Below are 18,134 nucleotides of genomic sequence, written 5' to 3'. Positions count from 1 at the left end.
CTATGCAAAAGGCCCTGGCGCCCGAAATCTCCACTTGGCCCGCTGACAACCCGCAGCTGATCGGCAGTGAATGTGCCAGCTGTTCGGCCGTGGTCTTTCCGAGCCAGGACCGGTGCCCGCGGTGCAGCGCGGGCGGCATGAACGAGGTCAAGCTGCCGCGGCGGGGCACCTTGGTCGCCTGGACCACGCAGGGCTTCCCGCCCGGTGCCCCCTACATCGGCCCCACCGGCAAGGATTTCGTGCCGTTCGGCGTCGGCCTGGTGCAACTCGGCCAGGGGGAAGAAGCCGTGGTGCGCGTCGAAGCTCGGCTCACCGAGAACGACCCGGAGAAACTGAAGTGGGGCATGGACGTCGAACTCACGATGATCCCGTTCGCGACCGACGCCGACGGCAATGAGGTCGTCACGTTCGCCTTCGCACCGGTGGGGGCGTGAGCGGCATGAGCAATGACGTTGCAATCATCGGTGTCGGCCTGCATCCGTTCGGCCGGTTCGACAAGACCGCCATGCAGATGGGTGCCGAGGCGATCGAGCTGGCACTGCAGGATTCGGGTGCGCAGTGGAAGGACATCCAGTTCGGGTTCGGCGGCAGCTATGAGGTGTCCAATCCCGATGCCGTGACGCGCCTGGTCGGCCTAACCGGCATCACGTTCACCAACGTCTTCAATGCCTGCGCCACCGCGGCAAGCGCGATCCAGCAGACCGCGGACACGATCCGGCTCGGCAAATACGACATCGGCATCGCGGTGGGCCTGGACAAGCACCCTCGCGGCGCGTTCACCGACGACCCGGCCAAGCTGGCGCTGCCCCAGTGGTATGCCGAGAACGGGCAGTTCGTCACCACGAAGTTCTTCGGTATCAAGGCCAACCGGTACATCCACGATCACGGCATCTCCGAGGAGACGCTGGCACGGGTGGCCAACAAGAACTTCCGCAACGGTGCAATGAATCCGAATGCCTTCCGTCGCAAGGAGATCTCCGTGGAGGAGATCATGGCGTCGCCGGTGCTGAACTACCCGCTGCGGCAGTACATGTTCTGCGCTCCCGACGAGGGCGCCGCCGCGGTCATCATGTGCCGCGCCGACATCGCGCACCGCTTCACCGACAAGCCGGTCTACGTGCGCGCCAGTGAGATTCGTACCCGGACCTTCGGCGCCTACGAGGTGCACGGCACCTCGGCCCCGCTCGACGAGGATGTGTCGCCGACCGTCTACGCCGCCAAGGCGGCCTACGAGGAGGCCGGGATCGGTCCCGAGGACATCGACATCGCGCAGCTGCAGGACACCGATGCCGGTGCGGAGATCATCCACATGGCCGAGACCGGTCTGTGCGCCGACGGCGAGCAGGAGAAGCTGCTGGCCGACGGGGCCACCGAGATCCACGGCCCGCTGCCGATCAACACCGATGGTGGCCTGATCGCCAATGGTGAGCCGATCGGTGCGTCGGGTCTGCGGCAGATGCACGAGTTGGTGCGCCAGCTGCGCGGCGAGGCGGGCGAGCGTCAGGTGCCGGGCAGCCCGCGGGTGGGCTTGGCGCAGGTGTACGGCGCGCCCGGAACCGCCTCGGCGACAATACTTTCGCTCTAGTAGGCGGTTACACGTCGGTTTGCTTGCCGAAGGCGCCTTCGACGGCCTGCAAGATCACCAGCACCTCGATCAGGCCGGCCGTGGTGATGAGGCCGACGTTCGCCGCGAGTGGCCGGCCGATGGCGTTGATCAGCCCGGTGATCGGATCACCGCTGATCGACTGCTTGATCCCGTCCAGGAACAGGTTCACGTCGTACGCGGGCAGCATGGTCGTCAGCGCGTTGACAATGTCGGCGGTCGGAAGCAGAGCCGCATACCCTGACGCCGCGGCATTCGAAATGACCGCGGCGAGAGTGGAAATGGCCTTCTGTACATCGGTGATGACGTCCGTGGGGGTGGGCAGAGCCGCCGGGGTGAGCGTCGGCATCCGCAGGGCCGCGAGTTCGGAATGCATCACACCGCCCGGGCTGACGTCGGCCACGAAGTCGGTGATGCCTTGTGCGACACCGGCCATGAAGAGTTGTCCGACTTCACCCCAGTTGACGTTCGGAATGAACCCGAATGGCGCAGCCACGTTGGCGTACCCCTCGTTGGACCAGCCGTACCTGGGGTCGCCGTAGCCGAGATTGACGATGACCTTCAACGCGGGTTGCAGCAGATCGGCGATGGGTGTGCCGATCACCGGCAACAGCCGAAGAGGTTCCAGCAGCGGCAGGTTCTCGGTCGGGATGATGTAGTACTTCTGGCTCGGATCGGTGGTCGGCAACGCGATCGCCGCATCGACCTGCGCCTGGGTGAGTTGAGCGTATTTGGTGTGGACGAACACGATGCCGAGGCCGGCGTTGAGGTCGGCCAAGAAGTTGAGCGGGTACCGCGGGAAATCGGCGAACCCGTCGTATTCCAGCGTGTAATTGGTCAGCGGGAAGGCGTTTTCGGGGGTTGCGCCGTAAAAGTCCAGTCCGAGGCTGGGCAGTTTCAACCCAGGGAACCGCGACAGGAAGCCGCCGTTGGGGTTCATCTCGTTGCCGACCAGCACGAAGTTCACCGGCGTATTCGAGGGCAGCTGACTCATGATCAGCGAGGAGATGATCGCGCTCTGCGAGTAACCGAACACCGTGGCGGTGTTCCCGGCCGCGACCTGCTCGGCGATTGTTGCGGCGAGTATTCGAATACCCTGCTGCACAGACACATTCAACGGCAGGCTCTTCACCCCGGTGATCGGGTACAACCCTTCGGGGGTGTCCAATTGGAACGGGATGGAACCCGGGTTCGAGGGCGCGATGTAAAGATTGAAGACGCTCTGGATGTAGCTCGGCTTGGGGATCGGAACACCGCTGGGCCCCATGATCACCGCGGTGTTCTGCGCGGCGGCGGCCTGCACCAAGGCTTCCGGCGCCAGCGACGTCGTCGCGGCTGGGCGGGCCGAGATGCCGGTGTCGCGACGGCTGTAGGCCAACGCCGCCAGCTCCAGCGGCGAACCGGCCGGCGGCGTCTGCGGTGCCGACGGATCCGACTGCGCCGTCGGTGTCGCGGTGGCGGTCGGCACCGAGGTGATCGATTGGGCCCGAACCGTCGACGATGGACGTGACCGCCCGGACGCGGCCTTCGGGGCAGTGTGCTTGGCAGGGCCCGCGGCGGTCTGACTGGACCCGGACCGGGCGGAGCCGGCATGGGCCGAGGAGCCCCCCGAGTCGGTACCGTCCGCCCAGGCTGTCGCACCGCCGAACGCCGCGGCACCCACTCCCAGCGCAACCGCCAACCCGCCAACTCGCCCGATGAAGCCCGCTGCGCGCACGCTCTACCCCTTGTTTGTCACCCGACCACGTGTCCTGGCGAAGACTAACCCGTCGCCGCGAGGTTCGCTGTCACATTCGTTTCGCGATCGCAGCGCGCAGGTCAACGGACGACGAATTGTTGCTGTCGGGTATGACGGGCAACGTTTGGTGAAGCGCGCTCAGAGGGCCGGGCCGAGCAAGTCGTCGGCGTCCTTGATGATGTAGCCGTAGCCCTGCTCGGCCAGGAACCGCTGCCGGTGCGCGGCGTACTCGGCATCCAGGCTGTCGCGGGAGACCACGGAATAGAACACCGCCCCGCCGCCGTCGTGCTTGGGACGAAGCAGCCGGCCCAGCCGCTGGGCCTCTTCCTGGCGTGAGCCGAAGGTTCCCGAAACCTGAACGGCCACTGAGGCTTCCGGCAGGTCGATGGAGAAGTTCGCCACCTTGGACACCACCAGGGTCTTGACCTCGCCGCGGCGGAAGGCGTCGAAGAGTTCTTCGCGCTCGGCGTTCTTCGTCGAACCCTGGATCACCGGAGCACCCAACTCGGTGCCGAGCTCGTCGAGCTGGTCCAGGTAGGCACCGATTACCAGCGTCGGCTCTCCGTCATGCTTGGCCAGGATGGACTTCACCACCGCGATCTTCGAGTGCGCGGTCGAGCAGAGCTTGTAGCGCTCGTCCGGTTCGGCGACCGCGTACAACATCCGCTCGTTGTCGGTCATCGTCACGCGCACCTCGATGCACTCCGCCGGGGCGATCCAGCCCTGAGCCTCGATGTCCTTCCACGGTGCGTCGTAGCGCTTGGGACCGATCAGGCTGAACACGTCGCCCTCCCGGCCGTCCTCGCGGATCAGCGTCGCCGTCAGACCCAGCCGCCGGCGGGACTGCAGGTCGGCGGTCATCCGGAACACCGGTGCGGGCAGCAGGTGGACCTCGTCGTAGATGATCAGGCCCCAGTCCCGGCTGTCGAACAGCTCCAGATGTTTGTACTCGCCCTTGGTGCGGCGGGTGATCACCTGATACGTGGCGATGGTGACGGGCCGGATCTCCTTGCGCTCACCGGAGTACTCGCCGATCTCCTCCTCGGTCAGCGACGTCCGCGCGATCAGCTCACGCTTCCACTGCCGGCCGGCGACGGTGTTGGTGACCAGGATCAGCGTCGTCGCACCGGCTTTGGCCATCGCCGCCGCGCCCACCAGCGTCTTACCCGCGCCGCACGGCAGGACCACCACACCCGAGCCGCCGTCCCAGAACGAATCGGCGGCCATCTGCTGGTAGTCGCGCAGTTCCCAGCCGTCCTGGTCGAGGTCGATCGGGTGGGCCTCGCCGTCGACGTAGCCGGCCAGGTCCTCGGCCGGCCAACCGATTTTGAGCAGCATCTGCTTGATCCGGCCGCGCTCACTGGGATGGACGATCACGGTGTCGTCATCGATCCGCGCGCCGAGCATCGGGTTGATCTTCTTGTTGCGCAACACCTCTTCGAGCACCGCCCGGTCGAGGCTGACCAGCGTCAGGCCGTGCGCGGGATGCTTCACCAGCTGCAGTCGGCCGTATCGTGCCATCGTGTCGACGATGTCCACCAGCAGCGGCTGCGGCACGGCATAACGCGAGAAGCTGACCAGCGCATCGACCACCTGCTCGGCGTCATGACCGGCGGCGCGGGCATTCCACAACGCCAGCGGAGTGATGCGGTAGGTGTGGATGTGCTCCGGGGCGCGTTCGAGCTCCGCGAACGGGGCGATCGCGGACCGGGCCGCACCGGCAAGCTCGTGGTCGACTTCGAGCAGCACGGTCTTGTCGGACTGCACGATGAGGGGGCCGTCTGTCATAACGCTCCATTATCCAGCGTCGGCCGACATCACCGACGTCACGCGATGCACCGCGAACTCCCGCGGGCGGCCCTGAGCGGGATCCCAGGCCATCAGCTGACCTCCGCTGACGGTGAGCGGGCGTACCACCCGCTGGGTGGCCACCCCGGCCGCGTCGACATAACCGATCACCACGTCTTTTTGTTCCATGGCTGCCTGCTGCAACAGGGCCATCGACACCGCCGGATCCAGGCGGACGTTGGCGAACGGGGTGGTCGAATCCATTCGCCGCAGCACGGCCACCACCGAGGCCAGGGTGTCCGTGCTCGGCTTGGGCAACGCGCGGAACGGCCGACGGTGTTGCGGTGTGGACACCCGCGCACCGCGCTGCCGCAGATCGACGATCGCCCCCGAGGAATCCTCGGCGGCCGGCGCGAAACCCGCCGCGCGCAACGCCGCGAGCACATCACCGATCGGGGCCTGTGAGACCGCCACCGTGGGCGCCAGCAGCCGCACCTCCAGGTGGTCCAAAGCCGGCGCGGCGACCGCATGGGCGAGCAGTGTCGGGTCCTCGCAGCGCAGGAACGACGACGCCATCCCGACCCGCAGCTGGCCGTGCCGACGGGCGACATCGTTGATCAGATACGTCAAGCCCTGGGGGACAGGGGTTTTCGAGTGCCGCTCGAAGAAGGTGTGAAGCCCGCCCGCGGTACGCCCGGTGTCCAGGGCGTGCCGGATCGAGGCTTCGCTGACCCGGTACACCATGGCGGCACCGGCCGATTCCACCGCGGCCACCGCCGCCAGTTCGTCGGCAAGGTCGCGCTGCAGCGGCCCGGGCACCACAACGGTGAGGTCGGCCTGCACCAAGAAATGGTCGATCGGTGCGGGCAGCGCCGTGCTCATCGCGTCGATCGCGGCGTCCTCATCGCCTGCGAGCAGCACCCGCGCCGGCGTGCTCAGCGCGCCTCGGCCGATCAGGCCCACGGCGTGCGCCTCGTCGAGCAGATGCGCGACGGGTTCGGGCTGCAGCCGGGCCGCCCACCGCGGCCTGCGCCAGATCAAGGCCCGCGAGGCGTGCGGCGCGTCCACGCCGGAGCCCGGTGGCAGCTCGGCGAGCAGTTCCAGCAGCAGTCGGCGATCCAGCGGGGCGGCCGTCGAGTACAGCGAATCAGACAGTGCGGCATAGGGTTTGCCATCGGGGCCGCGGCTGCCGATCAGGCCCGGGCGCGACGGCAGGTCCAGCCAGCTGCTGGCCAGCAGATACCAGCGGGCAGCGGTGGGCGTCTCCATGAATCGGTCCGCGGCCACCGTCGGCGTCCAGTACGGGCTCGCGCCATCCTGGGGTTCCGGGTCGGGCGTGCCGCTGGCGATCAGGCCCGCCGCCGAGCTGATCTCGAGGACCAGCCCGAGGCGTTGTTCGTCGATTCCGGTCAGTTTGGTCAGCCGCTTGGCTTCGCGTACCCCCAGCCCGCCGCTACGCAGCTCGGGAACCGGTGCAGCAGAGAGGGTTTCGATGACCAATTCGATCTCGCGGATCAAGTCGAGGACGGCGCCTGCCGCGGCGGCGTCGACGTCGGCGATGGTGGTGGTGCCGGACACCGGGTCGGGTGCGGCCAGACTCACCGGACCCGGCTCCTCACCGCGCAGCACCTGACCGACCTGCCGCGGCAGGATCACCGTCTCGGCGTCAAGCTGCCGCAGCAGTCCGGCCGCCAGCAGCCGCGGCACGGGCCGGTCGGCCGGCGCGCCCGGTGCGGCGTCACGGGTGCGGCCCACCGGGGACCCCATCAGCAGCCGGTCCAGCAATTCGAGCTGGGGGTCGTCGAGGGCGTCGATCGCGGCGGAGATCTCCGCGGCCGTGCGGGAGGAGTCCTCCCCGATCGCCTGCCCGGGATACCAGGGCAGTCCCGCGGCCGCCTCGGCCGACACCCGCACCTCGCTGTCGCCCCACACCAGCGCGCGCTCACGCAGGTCGTCAAGGGCGGACAAGATCGACTTCTCGTCGGCGCGATCGCCGACGAGGGCGACCAATTTGGCCACCGGAGTGGCCGCGGTCTCGGCGTGCAGCACGATCAGGGCGTCGAGAACGGCGAGCCGCAGGTAGTCCAGCTCGTCGGTGGCGGCCTTGACCGATTGCCGGGCCACCGCCCGGGCGGCCAGCGCGGCGATGCTGCCGGGGGCAGGCTGGGCAAGATCCGGTCGCAGTTCCAGCAGGCGGATCAACCGGTCGTCAGGCAGATCGGCCAGCCAGGCGCCGAGCGGCACACCAGGGCTGTCTTCCCGGGTCGCTTCGCTCCTGCTCGCCGGCCGCCCGGACTGTGCACTCATTGTTGACCAGCGTAAAACAGCCGCCTGTGTGCACAAGCCGGGCCGGTAGATGACAGAATGTTGCCGTGGCTGAGAAGAAGACAAGGTATGTCGACAATGGCTGGCCGACCAGCGACCCCGACGACCACGCCGTGAGCGAGCTGGCTGCCGACCGGACCGGCGCGCTGTCCCCGTTCGGCGACATCACGTTCCCGTTGCCGGCCTCTGACCTGCCGTACCTGCACCCGGTCACCGTCGTCAACAAGTAACCGGTGACCGACGGACCGCAGCGCCGCCTCTCGCACCTCGACGAGCACGGTGCGGCGCACATGGTCGATGTCACCGACAAGGCCGCCACCACGCGCACCGCGGTGGCGGCCGGATGCGTTCACACCACCGCCGAGGTGGTCGAGCTGATCACGGCGGGCGGCCTGCCCAAGGGCGACGCCCTCGCGACCGCGCGGGTGGCCGGGATCCTGGCCGCCAAGCGCACATCCGATCTGATCCCGCTGTGCCACCACCTCGCCCTGACCGGGGTCGACATCGAGTTCGCGATCGGTGACACCGTCGTCGGCGTGACCGCCTCGGTGCGCACCACCGACCGCACCGGGGTCGAGATGGAGGCGCTGACCGCCGTGAGCGTCGCCGCCCTGACGCTGTACGACATGATCAAGGCCGTCGACCCCGCCGCGCGCCTCGAGGACATCCGGGTACTGCGCAAGGAGGGCGGTAAGACCGGCCTGTGGGTGCGCGAGCCATGACGCGGTCCGCACGGGTCGTGATCGCCTCCACCCGGGCGGCGACCGGTGTCTACGAAGACCGGACCGGCCCGATCGTCGTCGCCTGGCTCGCCGAGCGCGGCTTCGATGTACCCGACGCCAGCGTGGTGGTGGACGGGAGCGCCGTCGGGGACGCGTTGCGCATGGCGATCGACGCGGGAGCCGACGTCGTCATCACCTCCGGTGGCACCGGAATTTCACCGACCGACGCCACCCCGGAGGCGACCCTCGGCGTTCTCGACTACCAGATCCCCGGCCTGGCCGACGCCATCCGCCGGTCCGGTCTGCCGACGGTGCCGACATCGGTGCTGTCTCGCGGGGTGTGCGGTGTCGCGGGCCGCACACTGGTGATCAACCTGCCCGGCTCGACGGGCGGGGTGCGCGACGGCCTGTCGGTGCTCGCCGATGTGCTCGACCACGCGTTGGACCAACTGTCCGGAGGGGACCACCGCTGATGACACGCATTCTGCGGGCCGCGCTCGTCGAGGGTCCGATCTCGCTTACCGAGCACGAAGAGCTGGTCGCCGACGAGGCCGCCGGCGCGGTGGTGGGCTTCTCCGGGGTGGTGCGAAACCACGACGGCGGCCGCGACGTGGTGCGGCTGGAGTACTCCGCGCATCCACTGGCCGAGCAGACCTTGTTCGAGGCGGTTGCCGAGGTGGCCGGGAAAGCCACCGGTGTGCGGGCGATCGCCGCCAGCCACCGAGTCGGCGTGCTGCACATCGGAGACGCCGCGCTGGTAGCCGCCGTGGCGGCCGACCACCGGCAGGCGGCGTTCCAGGCGTGCGCCCTGCTCGTCGACACCGTCAAAGAGCGGCTACCGGTGTGGAAGCACCAGTTTTTCGCCGACGGAACCGACGAGTGGGTGAACTCGGCGTGATCGCTTACTGAGCCGGAGCCGGTGCGGGGGCCGGAACCAGCGGCGCGTTCGGATCGGCCGGTGCCGGCGCCGGGGCCGGCGCGGGCGCGTTCGGATCACCGGGCGGGGTGCCCATGCTCGGATCGTTGGTCACCGGGGTGTTCATCGGACGCTGGGTCAGGGCCAGGAGCGCGTCGCCCTTGCTGACCTGCTGCGTCTGGATGGCGTGCCACAGTTCCTTGAGGTACGTGACATTCGGGCCGTCCTGCGGGCCTTCCGGCTGATCGCTGGTGCCCGGCGGCAGATTCTCCGGGCTCGACAGGTGCGGCACACCGTCAGGCAGCTGTCCTGTCGGGCTGGCGGCAACCGCGTCGGTGCCCGGGGCGGGCGCCGCGGCGGGATCGGCCGGCGCGGGGGCGGGGGCAGGGGCCGGCGGCAGGGTCGGCGGAACCGCGGGATCGGCCGGAGCCTGCGGGACGAAGTGAATCGACGCCGCCTGGACGGTGACGGTCTGCTCGTCAGGGTTTGCCGGCGCCTCGGGGGCGGGCGCCTGCAGGGCGGTGTCGATCACCGGCGCGGCGGCCGGCGGGGCGACTTCCTGAGCGGCCGGGACGACGTCCGGTTGCGGAGCAGGCGGCAGATCGGCGGGTGCCGGCGGCAGATCTTGGGGTGCCGGCGGGAGATCGGCGGGTGCCGGGGGGAGATCCTGCGGGGCCGGCGGCATGTCTTGGGGTGCCGGGGGGAGATCCTGCGGGGCCGGGGGCATGTCTTGGGGTGCCGGCGGGAGATCGGCGGGTGCCGGGGGGAGATCCTGCGGGGCCGGCGGCATGTCTTGGGGTGCCGGGGGGAGATCCTGCGGGGCCGGGGGCATGTCTTGGGGTGCCGGCGGGAGATCGGCGGGTGCCGGGGGGAGATCCTGCGGGGCCGGCGGCATGTCTTGGGGTGCCGGGGGGAGATCCTGCGGGGCCGGGGGCATGTCTTGGGGTGCCGGCGGGAGATCGGCGGGTGCCGGGGGGAGATCCTGCGGGGCCGGCGGCATGTCCTGCGGGGCCGGGGGCAGATCGGCGGGTGCCGGGGGGAGGTCCTGGGGTGCCGGGGGCATGTCCTGCGGCGCGGGCGGCATGTCCTGGGGTGCCGGCGGCAGATCTGCCGGAGCATCCGGTGCCGGAGCGTCCGGCGCGGGGGCCTCGAAGCCGGCGGGCTGAATCTGAGCGTCTTCGGGAGTGGGCTCGTTCACCACATTGCGCGGGGTCGCACCCGACAAGCCGCGTCCGCACACCGGCCAGGCGCCGCGGCCCTGGCTCGCCAGGACGCGCTCGGCGATGGCGATCTGCTGGTCCTTGCTGGCCATGTTCGCGGCGGGGGCGTACTGACCGCCGCCATGGGCGGACCAGGTGCTGGGGGAGAACTGCAGGCCACCCTGGTAACCGTTGCCGGTGTTGATGCCCCAGTTTCCGCCGGACTCACAACGGGCAACCTGATCCCATTCGGCATCCGGGGCCGCTTGGGCCTGGCTGGCGAAGGCGAGGCTGCCGCCTCCGATGACCGCACCGGTGACCGCGATCTTGGCGACGCTGACTGACGGTGAAGTGGGCTTGCGATGCCGTCCACTCATATGGCGAAGTGTTCCTCTCTTCAATGCGCCTGCGAGGTCAGCTGTCGGGTTCGGGCTGGAGAGGTCGCCCGGCCGTCGTCGTCTCTGGTGGAAACGATTTCGGCTTCACCCCAAGGAGCTTTGTGGCTCCGAGTCCTAATCGGTGGACCGGTGGGTCCCCCGCCTCCATCCATGGTGTTCGTTGGTCTCTCCGCTCCTTGGATGGAGCTCAGCGCTAAGAGCGAAGAGGGTCTGCCCGGGTTGAGGGGGCTGACCTTCGAGAGACGGTAATGGGATCGGCGAGACCCGTCATCTTTTGCAAATCCGGGCGTTTCTGGTACTGGCAAACCTTAAAAAAGGTTAAAGCGCCTAGACGGCCCGACGTTCGCCCAGGTAGTTACAGCACTAAACCGCACCGTGGCCATCTCGTTACCTGATCGTGATGTGACGTAAATCACGCTCAACCGCCGGCAAACGGGGGTAACACGTCGAGGGTCTGGCCGGATTGCAGGGCTGTCGCCTTGTTTCGCACCGCGATTCCGTCGCGCAGATATGAGCAGCGCTGTAACACGCGCGCTAATTCCGCGTTGCGACAAGCTAATTCGTCGACCACATCGGCGACTGTCGCTCCGGCCGGCACGCTGAGCAGATCTGACTCGGTGCCCGCGGCGGCGCGTGCCGCAGCGAAGAAACGCACAGTCACCTGTACTGATTCGGCCACCTCAGCCCCCGATCGCACTCATCGGCCGTTGGGGTTGGACGAAATCTGGATCGTTGATGCCGTGGCCGGCCGCCTTGCGCCACATCGCGGCACGCCATGCCGACTCCAGCACCGCATCGTCGGCGCCGGTGCGCAGCAGCGCCCGCAGATCGGTCTCCTCGGCCGCGAACAGGCAGTTCCGGATCTGCCCGTCGGCGGTCAGGCGGGTTCGGTCGCAGGCCGCGCAGAACGCATGTGAGACCGAGGCGATGATCCCGACCGTCGCCGGGCCACCGTTGACCTGCCAGAGCTGGGCCGGAGCCGACCCGCGCGGCGCCGGATCCGTGGTGAGGGTGAAGCGCTCGGCCAGTGCCGCGTAGATCTCGTCGGCGCTCAGGTTGGCGTCCCGACGCCACAGGTGACCGGCGTCGAGCGGCATCTGCTCGATGATGCGTAATTGGTAGCCGTAGCGCAGGCAGTACTCCAACAGATCGACGGCGTCGTCGAGGCCGCTCACGGCATCCAGGACCGCGTTGACCTTGACCGGCCCCAGACCGGCCTCGGATGCCGCGGACAGACCGTCGAGAACATCGGAGAGGCGGTCCCGCCGGGTGATGGCCGCGAACTGCTCCGCGTCGAGGCTGTCGAGCGACACGTTGACCCGGTTCACGCCGGCATCGGCCAGCGCCCGGGCGCGACGGGCCAGACCCACCCCGTTGGTGGTCAGCGCGATCTCAGGACGCGGGCGCAGAGTGGCCACCGCGGACACCACGTCTTCGAGCCCGCGATACAGCAGAGGCTCGCCACCGGTGAATCGGACGCTGGTGATGCCGAGCCGGGTCACCGCCAGCGTGAGCAGCCGCACCAGCTCGTCGCGGGTCAGCAGGTCGTCGCCGGGCAGCCAGTCCAGTCCCTCGGCGGGCATGCAATAGGTACAGCGCAGATTGCACCGGTCGGTCAGCGAGACCCGCAGATCGGTGGCCACCCGGCCGAACGTGTCGACCAGCGGTCCGCTGCGCGGCATGTCCGCCGCCGGCACGTCGTCGCGGCGGATCGCAGGCACTCCCAGCCCGACGACGGTCATGCCGCCACCCGCGCGCTATCGGCGGGCACGATCTCCTTGCCCAGCGGCATCAGGGAGACCGGGATGAGTTTGAGGTTGGCCAGCGCCAGCGGGATCCCGATGATCGTGATCGCCATCGCCACCGCGCTCACCAGGTGACCGATGGCGAGCCATACGCCGAACAGCACGATCCAGATGACGTTGCCGATCAGTGCGCCAGGGCGTGGGCCCGGCTTGTCGACGATGGTCCGCCCGAACGGCCACAGCGCGTAGTTGGCGATCCGCAACGAGGCGAAGCCGAACGGAATGGTGATGATCAGAACGAAACTGACCAGCGCGGCCAGCAGATAGCCCAGGGCAAGCCAGAGCCCGCCGAACAGCAACCAGACGACGTTCAGGATCAGGCGCATGTCTCCTCCAGCGGTTTGCCCAGCCTACCGAACTAAACTCTGGTGCTGGCCGTAGGTCTTCCCGAGTAGGATCACCGGCACGCGTCCTGCACCGGCGGGACGCTTCGTCATGTTGTCATGAACCCCGTCAGACAAGCAGGTGAGACCAGTGCCGACCGGCAAGGTGAAGTGGTACGACGCCGAGAAGGGATTCGGCTTCCTGTCCCAGGAGGAAGGCGAGGACGTCTACGTCCGTGCGTCGGCACTGCCTGAGGGCGTCGAAGGTCTGAAGGCCGGCCAGCGGGTGGAGTTCGGGCTGGCGTCCGGCCGCCGTGGCCCACAGGCGTTGAGCGTCAAGCTGATCGATCCGCCGCCGAGTCTGACCCGGACCCGGCGTGAGGCCACGCCCATCGAGCGCAAGCACACTCCCGACGAACTGCACGGCATGGTCGAGGACATGATCACCTTGCTCGAGGGCGCGGTTCAGCCCGAGCTGCGCAAGGGTCGCTACCCGGACCGAAAGGTGGCCCGGCGGGTGTCCGAAGTGGTCAAGGCGGTCGCGCGGGAGCTCGACGCGTAACTGGCGCACACTGGAGTCGTGGGTGCCTATGTCGCCGGAGGCGGCGAGTTCAATCGCGATACCAACTACATCACCACCAGGATCACCGCCGACGGTGCTGACGGATATCCCGTCGAGCCCGACCGCTACCGGCTGATCGTCGCGCGCGCCTGCCCGTGGGCGAACCGGACGATCATCGTGCGCCGCCTGCTGGGCCTGGAGGACGCGCTGTCCATCGGGTTCTGTGGGCCGACGCACGACCAACGCAGCTGGACCTTCGATCTGGATACCGGTGGCGTGGACCCGGTGCTGAAGATCCCGCGGCTGCAGGACGCCTACTTCGCGAGGTTCCCGGATTATCCGAAGGGCATCACGGTCCCGGCGATCGTTGACGTACCCACCGGTCAGGTGGTCACCAACGATTTCGCCCAGATCACGCTCGACTTCTCCACGGAATGGACCGCCTACCACCGCGAGGGTGCGCCGCAGCTGTACCCTGAGCCGCTGCGCGACGAGATCGACGAGGTCGCCCAGCGGATTTACACCGAGGTGAACAACGGGGTGTACCGCTGCGGGTTCGCCGGCTCGCAGGAATCCTACGGACGCGCCTACGACCGGTTGTTCACCGCACTGGACTGGCTGTCCGAGCGGCTGGCCGATCAGCGGTATCTGGTGGGGGACACCATCACCGAGGCCGACGTGCGGCTTTTCACCACGCTGGCGCGTTTTGATCCGGTCTACCACGGCCACTTCAAGTGCAACCGGTCCAAGCTGTCCGAGATGCCGGTGCTGTGGGCCTACGCCCGAGATCTGTTCCAGACGCCGGGATTCGGCGATACCACCGACTTCGTCCAGATCAAGCAGCACTACTACATCGTGCATTCGGACATCAATCCGACCGGTGTGGTGCCGAAGGGTCCGGACCTGTCGAACTGGTTGACGCCGCACGGTCGAGAAGAATTGGGGGGCAGACCGTTTGGTGACGGAACGCCGCCGGGGCCGACGCGGGAGGGGGAGCGGGTGCCTGCCGGGCACGGCGCGGGTTAGCGCGCGAAGACGGTCTCCACGGCAGCCCGGTCGCCGTCGATATCCACTTGCACCGCAACATCATCGAGGGTCAGCAGTCCGGTCGCGAGGCCGAGGACGATCGGTGCCTCGGTGGTCAGGACGGCATCGTATGAGCGGCCATCGGGCAGACTTACCGCCACGCCGGATCGGTTGGCGCGCAGCTGAAGTGTGTCGCCGCCGATGTCGATCCCCACAGTGGCCGATCGGGTCGGCGGCCGCCGGCCGGTGAACAGTGCGGGAAGGGCCACCAGTAGCCACTCGATGCGGAACTCGTCGCCCTGGGCACCGCGGATCATCAGCGGCGTGGACCACCGGACGAGCCCCTCGATGGGTTCCCGAAGTTGCGCGCCCCAATCGGTGAGCGCGTAGGTGATCGCGTTGCCGTCCTCGGCCAGTCGCCGCTCGACGACGCCGGCGTGCTCCAGTTCGCGGAGGCGGTCGGTCAGCAGGTTGGTCGCGATACCCGGCAGCCCGTCGCGCAGTTCGCGGTAGCGGGCGGGCGCGACCAGAAGCTGACGGACGATCAGCAGATTCCACCGATCGCCGATCACGTCCAGGGCCCGGGCCAGTCCGCAGTACTGGCCGTAGTCTCGACTCATCACGGTCTCCACTTGCCAAAGTAATGTCTACTTGATTATATCAAGTGACCCTGGAGGAGGGGATCGACATGACGGTGGCGCGGCGGCCCGGGTGGGTCGACGACAAGTTGTTTCCATTCGTGAGCCGGTTCGTCGACATCGACGGCCATACCGTTCACTACGTCGACGAAGGCTCGGGACCCACGTTGCTGTTCTTGCACGGCAACCCGACCTGGTCGTTCGTCTACCGCGATGTCATCAAGGCGCTGCGACGCGAATTTCGTTGCATAGCAATTGATTACCCCGGATTCGGACTGTCGACGGCGGCGGCGGGTTACCGGTATCTACCCAGCGAGCACGCCGAGGTCGTCGGTGCGTTCGTCGACGCCCTCGAACTGACCCACGTGACGCTGGTGGTGCACGACTGGGGCGGCCCGATCGGGCTGTCGGTGATCGAGAAACACCCCGAAGCCTTCGACCGGCTGGTCGTGGGCAACACCTGGGCCTGGCCGACGGATGCACCGCACGTGCAGATCATGTCGCATGTCATGGGCGGACCGCTCGGCCGTCTGCTGATCCGGCAGTTCAATCTGTTCGTCAACCTGATGATTCCCGCGGGGCACCGGCTGGCCAAGCCCAGCCGGGACGAGATGGCCCACTATCAGAAGGCTCTCGACAGCCCGGCGCGGCGCGATGCGTCGGCCATCTTCCCCCGCGAGCTCACCGCCAGCCGCGCGTTCCTCGCCGAGGTGGAAGCCGGCCAACCGGCGATCGCGGACATCCCCACGCTCATCATCTGGGGTGACGCCGACATCGCGTTCAGGGAGAGCGATCTACGGCGCTGGGAGCGGACCTTTCCCAACCACCGGACTGTGATTGCCGACGGAGCAGGACATTTCGTGCAATCGGATGCCCCCGAGCAGTTCGCTTCCGCGATCCGGGACTGGTGTTCGCAGCCGTCGTCGTCGACGCTAGGGCCAGGCCAGACGGACTGACCACTCCGCATGCGGGGCATCGCGCAGCTCGCCGTTCTGGTCCTGGACCAGGGTGACCAACTGCACGACAACGCCGGTGAGCCGACCGCGTTGCGGATCGACCGTCGGAATCGTCACTGCCAGTTCGGTATTGGGCCGATACATGGTGGTCGTGGAATTCCGCTCGTCTTCGTACACGCGCAGCAACTGCCATGGCGCCCGCCCGATCGCGGTGGGAACGGAGAGCTGCACCGGGTAGCGCTCGGTGACCGAAAGCTGGCCCTGGGTCTGCGGGTTCTGGCAATCGTTGAGGTTCACCACGTTGCAGTAGACGTATGGCCCGACGCGCACCGCCTGACCGTGCGAATAGGCGCTGATCTCGGGGAAGGCCGATTCGGTGCCGCGGGTCAATGCCCACGCGGCCACGCCGGCACCGGCCGACGCCAGCACGACGATGATCACCAAAAGCCATCGGGTCCAACGGTTCATTGGTACGTCACCGCCGATGCGCCCTCCGGTTCGGCCAGCACCGGGCGATTGCCGCCGAAACCGGGGATCAGTGAATTACCGCGGTAGCTGACGATGGTCTGGGCGAGGCCGAGAATCAGCAGCGCGCTGATCGCGGTGAAGCCAACCCACAACTCGGTGTACACCAGCACTCCGATCGCGCCGCCCATCACCCACGCCAGCTGCAGCACCGATTCGGAGCGTCCGAACGCCGACGCTCGCGACTCCTCAGGCAGGTCGTCCTGCAGCGAGGCGTCCAGTGAGGCCTTGGCGATCGCAGTCGCACCCGAGGTGACCAGCGTGGCCACCGCCGCGACGATCAGGTTGCCGGTGACCGCGGCCACCATCGCCATGACGGTCACCGCGACCGTGCATCGCACCACCAGCATCGCCGGCCGGCCAAGCCGCATCCGGGCCGCGGTGAAATTACCGGCGAAGTTGCCGATGCCTGCGGCGGCGCCGAGCATGCCGAGCATGCCGAGCTGTACCCAGCCGCTGGCCTGGTGCGCCTTGGCGACGAACGCCGGATACAAGAACAGGAATCCGACCATGGCTTTGATCGTGCAGTTGCCCCACAGCGAGGTGATGATGTTGCGGCCCAGCGGTTGTCGTGGTCTGCCGGTCTTGGCGGCCGGCTCGTCTATCCAGCCTTGAGGCCCGCTTTCGCCGTGATAGGTCAAGGTGGCCGGCACCTCGCCTTCGGTGACCTCCACCCAGCGCGGGATCCGCATCGACAACGAGGCGCCCGCCACGGCGACGAACACGACGACGAATAGCGCGCCGGGCAGCTTGAACACGCTGGTCAGCAGGTATTCCGCACCGGCCGCGATACCGCCGCCGACGATGGTGCCCCCGATCAGACCGAACATCGTCAGCCGCGAATTGACCCGCACCAGGTCGATCGTGGGTGGCATGACCCGGGGGGTCACCGCGCTGCGCAGCACGCTGAAGGACTTGGACAGCACCATCATTCCGAGCGCGCACGGGTAGAGCACCCACGACGGGTAACTGCCGGTGGCGCCGTCGTAGTCCATGATCAGCACGAACGCCAGCGCAGCGCGAAGGATGAACGACATCGCGAGCGCCGCACGCCTGCCGTGCTGGACGCGATCGAGCGCGGGCCCGATCAGCGGTGCGATCACCGCGAACGGCGCGATCGTGATCAGCAGGTACAGCGCGACCTTGCCCTTGCTCTCGCCGGAGGCGGCGGCGAAGAACAGCGTGTTGGCCAGTGCGACGGCCATCGCCGAGTCCACCGCGAAGTTCGCGACCACCGGCCAGGTCAGCGCGGTCAGACCGGACTTGTCGGCACCGTCGGCCGTGGCCGCGCGGTGCACCATCGAATACACCTTCGTACCCATCTCGCGGCTGCGGTTCGCGGCGCCGCGGCCGCGGGTCACCCGTTCGTCGGCGCTGGGCGATCCTGGCGGCGGCCAGGGTTTCTGGGTGCGCTGCTCGCCCAACGGCGGCAGATAACGGTTGGAGCTGGGCGTGGGGTTGGACCGGCGGGTGGCCTCCGAGCGCCGGTAGCCGTCCCCGTCGCTGGGATAGTTGGCCATGCCCGGGTGTTCTCCGGATGTGCCCGCCGAATAGCGGCGATCGGGTCCGAACGCCGGATTCGCGCGGGTTTCGTCACGCCGGCTCTCAGA

General features: G+C 68.1%; 19 protein-coding genes and 1 riboswitch. Of the genes, 9 read left to right on the top strand and 10 right to left on the bottom strand.

Translation table 11 applies throughout. The features are described from left to right. The first annotated feature begins 2 nt into the window (after nt 1-2). Complete coding sequence (locus CRM90_RS20645) at nt 3-434, top strand: Zn-ribbon domain-containing OB-fold protein (protein ID WP_102808795.1); 432 nt, start codon at nt 3-5, stop codon at nt 432-434. A gap of 5 nt (nt 435-439) precedes the next feature. Next, the gene (locus CRM90_RS20640; RefSeq protein ID WP_102808824.1) at nt 440-1,585 is read left to right on the top strand and encodes a thiolase family protein; all 1,146 of its coding nucleotides are present in this window, start codon (nt 440-442) and stop codon (nt 1,583-1,585) included. Nucleotides 1,586-1,592: 7 nt separating this feature from the next. Here the strand turns inward: CRM90_RS20640 and CRM90_RS20635 are convergent, their stop codons facing one another. The 3 genes from CRM90_RS20635 to CRM90_RS20625 all read right to left on the bottom strand — a co-directional run bounded on the left by CRM90_RS20635 (nt 1,593) and on the right by CRM90_RS20625 (nt 7,436). Continuing rightward, nucleotides 1,593-3,320 carry a PE-PPE domain-containing protein gene (locus CRM90_RS20635; protein ID WP_142391411.1) on the bottom strand — a complete coding sequence of 576 codons (1,728 nt, stop codon included), beginning with the start codon at nt 3,318-3,320 and terminating at the stop codon, nt 1,593-1,595. Between the two features lie 159 nt (nt 3,321-3,479). After that, nucleotides 3,480-5,129 carry a DNA repair helicase XPB gene (locus tag CRM90_RS20630; RefSeq protein WP_036341363.1) on the bottom strand — a complete coding sequence of 550 codons (1,650 nt, stop codon included), beginning with the start codon at nt 5,127-5,129 and terminating at the stop codon, nt 3,480-3,482. A gap of 9 nt (nt 5,130-5,138) precedes the next feature. Then, a complete protein-coding gene (locus tag CRM90_RS20625; protein ID WP_102808793.1) occupies nt 5,139-7,436 on the bottom strand; it encodes a helicase-associated domain-containing protein in 2,298 nt (765 codons plus the stop codon). 65 nt (nt 7,437-7,501) lie between these two features. On the opposite strand from CRM90_RS20625, the gene CRM90_RS20620 reads away from it, so the two are divergent. Genes CRM90_RS20620 through CRM90_RS20605 form a run of 4 tightly spaced genes read left to right on the top strand, consistent with a single transcriptional unit; the run spans nt 7,502 to nt 9,074 of the window. Further along, nucleotides 7,502-7,684, top strand: coding sequence for a hypothetical protein (locus CRM90_RS20620; protein WP_036341358.1), 183 nt, complete (start codon nt 7,502-7,504; stop codon nt 7,682-7,684). Between the two features lie 3 nt (nt 7,685-7,687). Continuing rightward, entirely contained in the window at nt 7,688-8,176 is a 489-nt protein-coding gene (gene moaC / locus CRM90_RS20615) for a cyclic pyranopterin monophosphate synthase MoaC (protein ID WP_102808792.1), read from the top strand. Continuing rightward, complete coding sequence (locus CRM90_RS20610) at nt 8,173-8,649, top strand: MogA/MoaB family molybdenum cofactor biosynthesis protein (RefSeq protein ID WP_102808791.1); 477 nt, start codon at nt 8,173-8,175, stop codon at nt 8,647-8,649. The genes moaC and CRM90_RS20610 overlap by 4 nt, the downstream gene beginning before the upstream one ends. Further along, entirely contained in the window at nt 8,649-9,074 is a 426-nt protein-coding gene (locus tag CRM90_RS20605) for a molybdenum cofactor biosynthesis protein MoaE (protein WP_102808790.1), read from the top strand. The genes CRM90_RS20610 and CRM90_RS20605 overlap by 1 nt, the downstream gene beginning before the upstream one ends. 4 nt (nt 9,075-9,078) lie before the next feature. On the opposite strand, the gene CRM90_RS20600 is transcribed toward CRM90_RS20605, so the two are convergent. The 4 genes from CRM90_RS20600 to CRM90_RS20585 form a co-directional block, all read right to left on the bottom strand. Continuing rightward, a complete protein-coding gene (locus CRM90_RS20600) occupies nt 9,079-10,668 on the bottom strand; it encodes a transglycosylase family protein (RefSeq protein WP_102808789.1) in 1,590 nt (529 codons plus the stop codon). Nucleotides 10,669-10,679: 11 nt separating this feature from the next. Next, nucleotides 10,680-10,862: riboswitch (cyclic di-AMP (ydaO/yuaA leader) on the bottom strand. Nucleotides 10,863-11,107: 245 nt separating this feature from the next. After that, the gene (locus CRM90_RS20595; RefSeq protein ID WP_286145649.1) at nt 11,108-11,350 is read right to left on the bottom strand and encodes a MoaD/ThiS family protein; all 243 of its coding nucleotides are present in this window, start codon (nt 11,348-11,350) and stop codon (nt 11,108-11,110) included. Between the two features lie 19 nt (nt 11,351-11,369). Next, the gene (gene moaA, locus CRM90_RS20590) at nt 11,370-12,431 is read right to left on the bottom strand and encodes a GTP 3',8-cyclase MoaA (RefSeq protein WP_102808787.1); all 1,062 of its coding nucleotides are present in this window, start codon (nt 12,429-12,431) and stop codon (nt 11,370-11,372) included. Further along, on the bottom strand, nt 12,428-12,820 hold the full coding sequence (locus CRM90_RS20585; RefSeq protein WP_102808786.1) for a YccF domain-containing protein: 393 nt from the start codon (nt 12,818-12,820) through the stop codon (nt 12,428-12,430). Before CRM90_RS20585 ends, moaA begins: the two co-directional genes overlap by 4 nt. A gap of 148 nt (nt 12,821-12,968) precedes the next feature. Here CRM90_RS20585 and CRM90_RS20580 point away from each other — a divergent pair, with 148 nt between their 5' ends. Together CRM90_RS20580 and CRM90_RS20575 are read left to right on the top strand one after the other, a co-directional pair. Further along, nucleotides 12,969-13,379 carry a cold-shock protein gene (locus CRM90_RS20580; RefSeq protein ID WP_102808785.1) on the top strand — a complete coding sequence of 137 codons (411 nt, stop codon included), beginning with the start codon at nt 12,969-12,971 and terminating at the stop codon, nt 13,377-13,379. Nucleotides 13,380-13,397: 18 nt separating this feature from the next. Next, nucleotides 13,398-14,405, top strand: a complete 1,008-nt coding sequence (locus tag CRM90_RS20575) for a glutathione S-transferase family protein (RefSeq protein ID WP_199189974.1) — start codon at nt 13,398-13,400, stop codon at nt 14,403-14,405. Here CRM90_RS20575 and CRM90_RS20570 read toward each other — a convergent pair. Next, nucleotides 14,402-15,025, bottom strand: coding sequence for a winged helix-turn-helix transcriptional regulator (locus CRM90_RS20570; protein ID WP_102808823.1), 624 nt, complete (start codon nt 15,023-15,025; stop codon nt 14,402-14,404). The genes CRM90_RS20575 and CRM90_RS20570 overlap by 4 nt on opposite strands. A gap of 44 nt (nt 15,026-15,069) precedes the next feature. Here CRM90_RS20570 and CRM90_RS20565 point away from each other — a divergent pair, with 44 nt between their 5' ends. Then, nucleotides 15,070-15,999, top strand: a complete 930-nt coding sequence (locus CRM90_RS20565) for an alpha/beta fold hydrolase (RefSeq protein WP_353616986.1) — start codon at nt 15,070-15,072, stop codon at nt 15,997-15,999. On the opposite strand, the gene CRM90_RS20560 is transcribed toward CRM90_RS20565, so the two are convergent. Both CRM90_RS20560 and CRM90_RS20555 read right to left on the bottom strand, forming a co-directional pair. Then, nucleotides 15,976-16,467 (bottom strand): DUF2771 domain-containing protein, encoded by a 492-nt coding sequence (locus CRM90_RS20560; protein WP_102808783.1) that lies wholly within the window; start codon nt 16,465-16,467, stop codon nt 15,976-15,978. The genes CRM90_RS20565 and CRM90_RS20560 overlap by 24 nt on opposite strands. Continuing rightward, nucleotides 16,464-18,044: an MFS transporter gene (locus CRM90_RS20555; protein WP_102808782.1), complete on the bottom strand. Its 1,581-nt coding sequence runs from the start codon at nt 18,042-18,044 to the stop codon at nt 16,464-16,466. The genes CRM90_RS20560 and CRM90_RS20555 overlap by 4 nt, the downstream gene beginning before the upstream one ends. Nucleotides 18,045-18,134: the final 90 nt, after the last annotated feature.

Source organism: Mycobacterium sp. ENV421, from assembly GCF_002887815.1.
Lineage (GTDB): Bacteria > Actinomycetota > Actinomycetes > Mycobacteriales > Mycobacteriaceae > Mycobacterium.
This window is presented reverse-complemented; position numbering and strand designations above follow the sequence as displayed.

What these genes read in the sequence shown, in the direction of transcription:
- CRM90_RS20610 (WP_102808791.1), top strand. Translation starts at nt 8,173, where the DNA reads ATGACGCGGTCCGCACGGGTCGTGATCGCCTCCACCCGGGCGGCGACC.
- CRM90_RS20600 (WP_102808789.1), bottom strand. Translation starts at nt 10,668, where the DNA reads ATGAGTGGACGGCATCGCAAGCCCACTTCACCGTCAGTCAGCGTCGCC.
- CRM90_RS20630 (WP_036341363.1), bottom strand. Translation starts at nt 5,129, where the DNA reads ATGACAGACGGCCCCCTCATCGTGCAGTCCGACAAGACCGTGCTGCTC.
- CRM90_RS20555 (WP_102808782.1), bottom strand. Translation starts at nt 18,044, where the DNA reads ATGGCCAACTATCCCAGCGACGGGGACGGCTACCGGCGCTCGGAGGCC.
- CRM90_RS20645 (WP_102808795.1), top strand. Translation starts at nt 3, where the DNA reads ATGCAAAAGGCCCTGGCGCCCGAAATCTCCACTTGGCCCGCTGACAAC.
- CRM90_RS20560 (WP_102808783.1), bottom strand. Translation starts at nt 16,467, where the DNA reads ATGAACCGTTGGACCCGATGGCTTTTGGTGATCATCGTCGTGCTGGCG.
- moaA (WP_102808787.1), bottom strand. Translation starts at nt 12,431, where the DNA reads ATGACCGTCGTCGGGCTGGGAGTGCCTGCGATCCGCCGCGACGACGTG.
- CRM90_RS20625 (WP_102808793.1), bottom strand. Translation starts at nt 7,436, where the DNA reads ATGAGTGCACAGTCCGGGCGGCCGGCGAGCAGGAGCGAAGCGACCCGG.
- CRM90_RS20570 (WP_102808823.1), bottom strand. Translation starts at nt 15,025, where the DNA reads ATGAGTCGAGACTACGGCCAGTACTGCGGACTGGCCCGGGCCCTGGAC.
- CRM90_RS20585 (WP_102808786.1), bottom strand. Translation starts at nt 12,820, where the DNA reads ATGCGCCTGATCCTGAACGTCGTCTGGTTGCTGTTCGGCGGGCTCTGG.
- CRM90_RS20605 (WP_102808790.1), top strand. Translation starts at nt 8,649, where the DNA reads ATGACACGCATTCTGCGGGCCGCGCTCGTCGAGGGTCCGATCTCGCTT.
- CRM90_RS20640 (WP_102808824.1), top strand. Translation starts at nt 440, where the DNA reads ATGAGCAATGACGTTGCAATCATCGGTGTCGGCCTGCATCCGTTCGGC.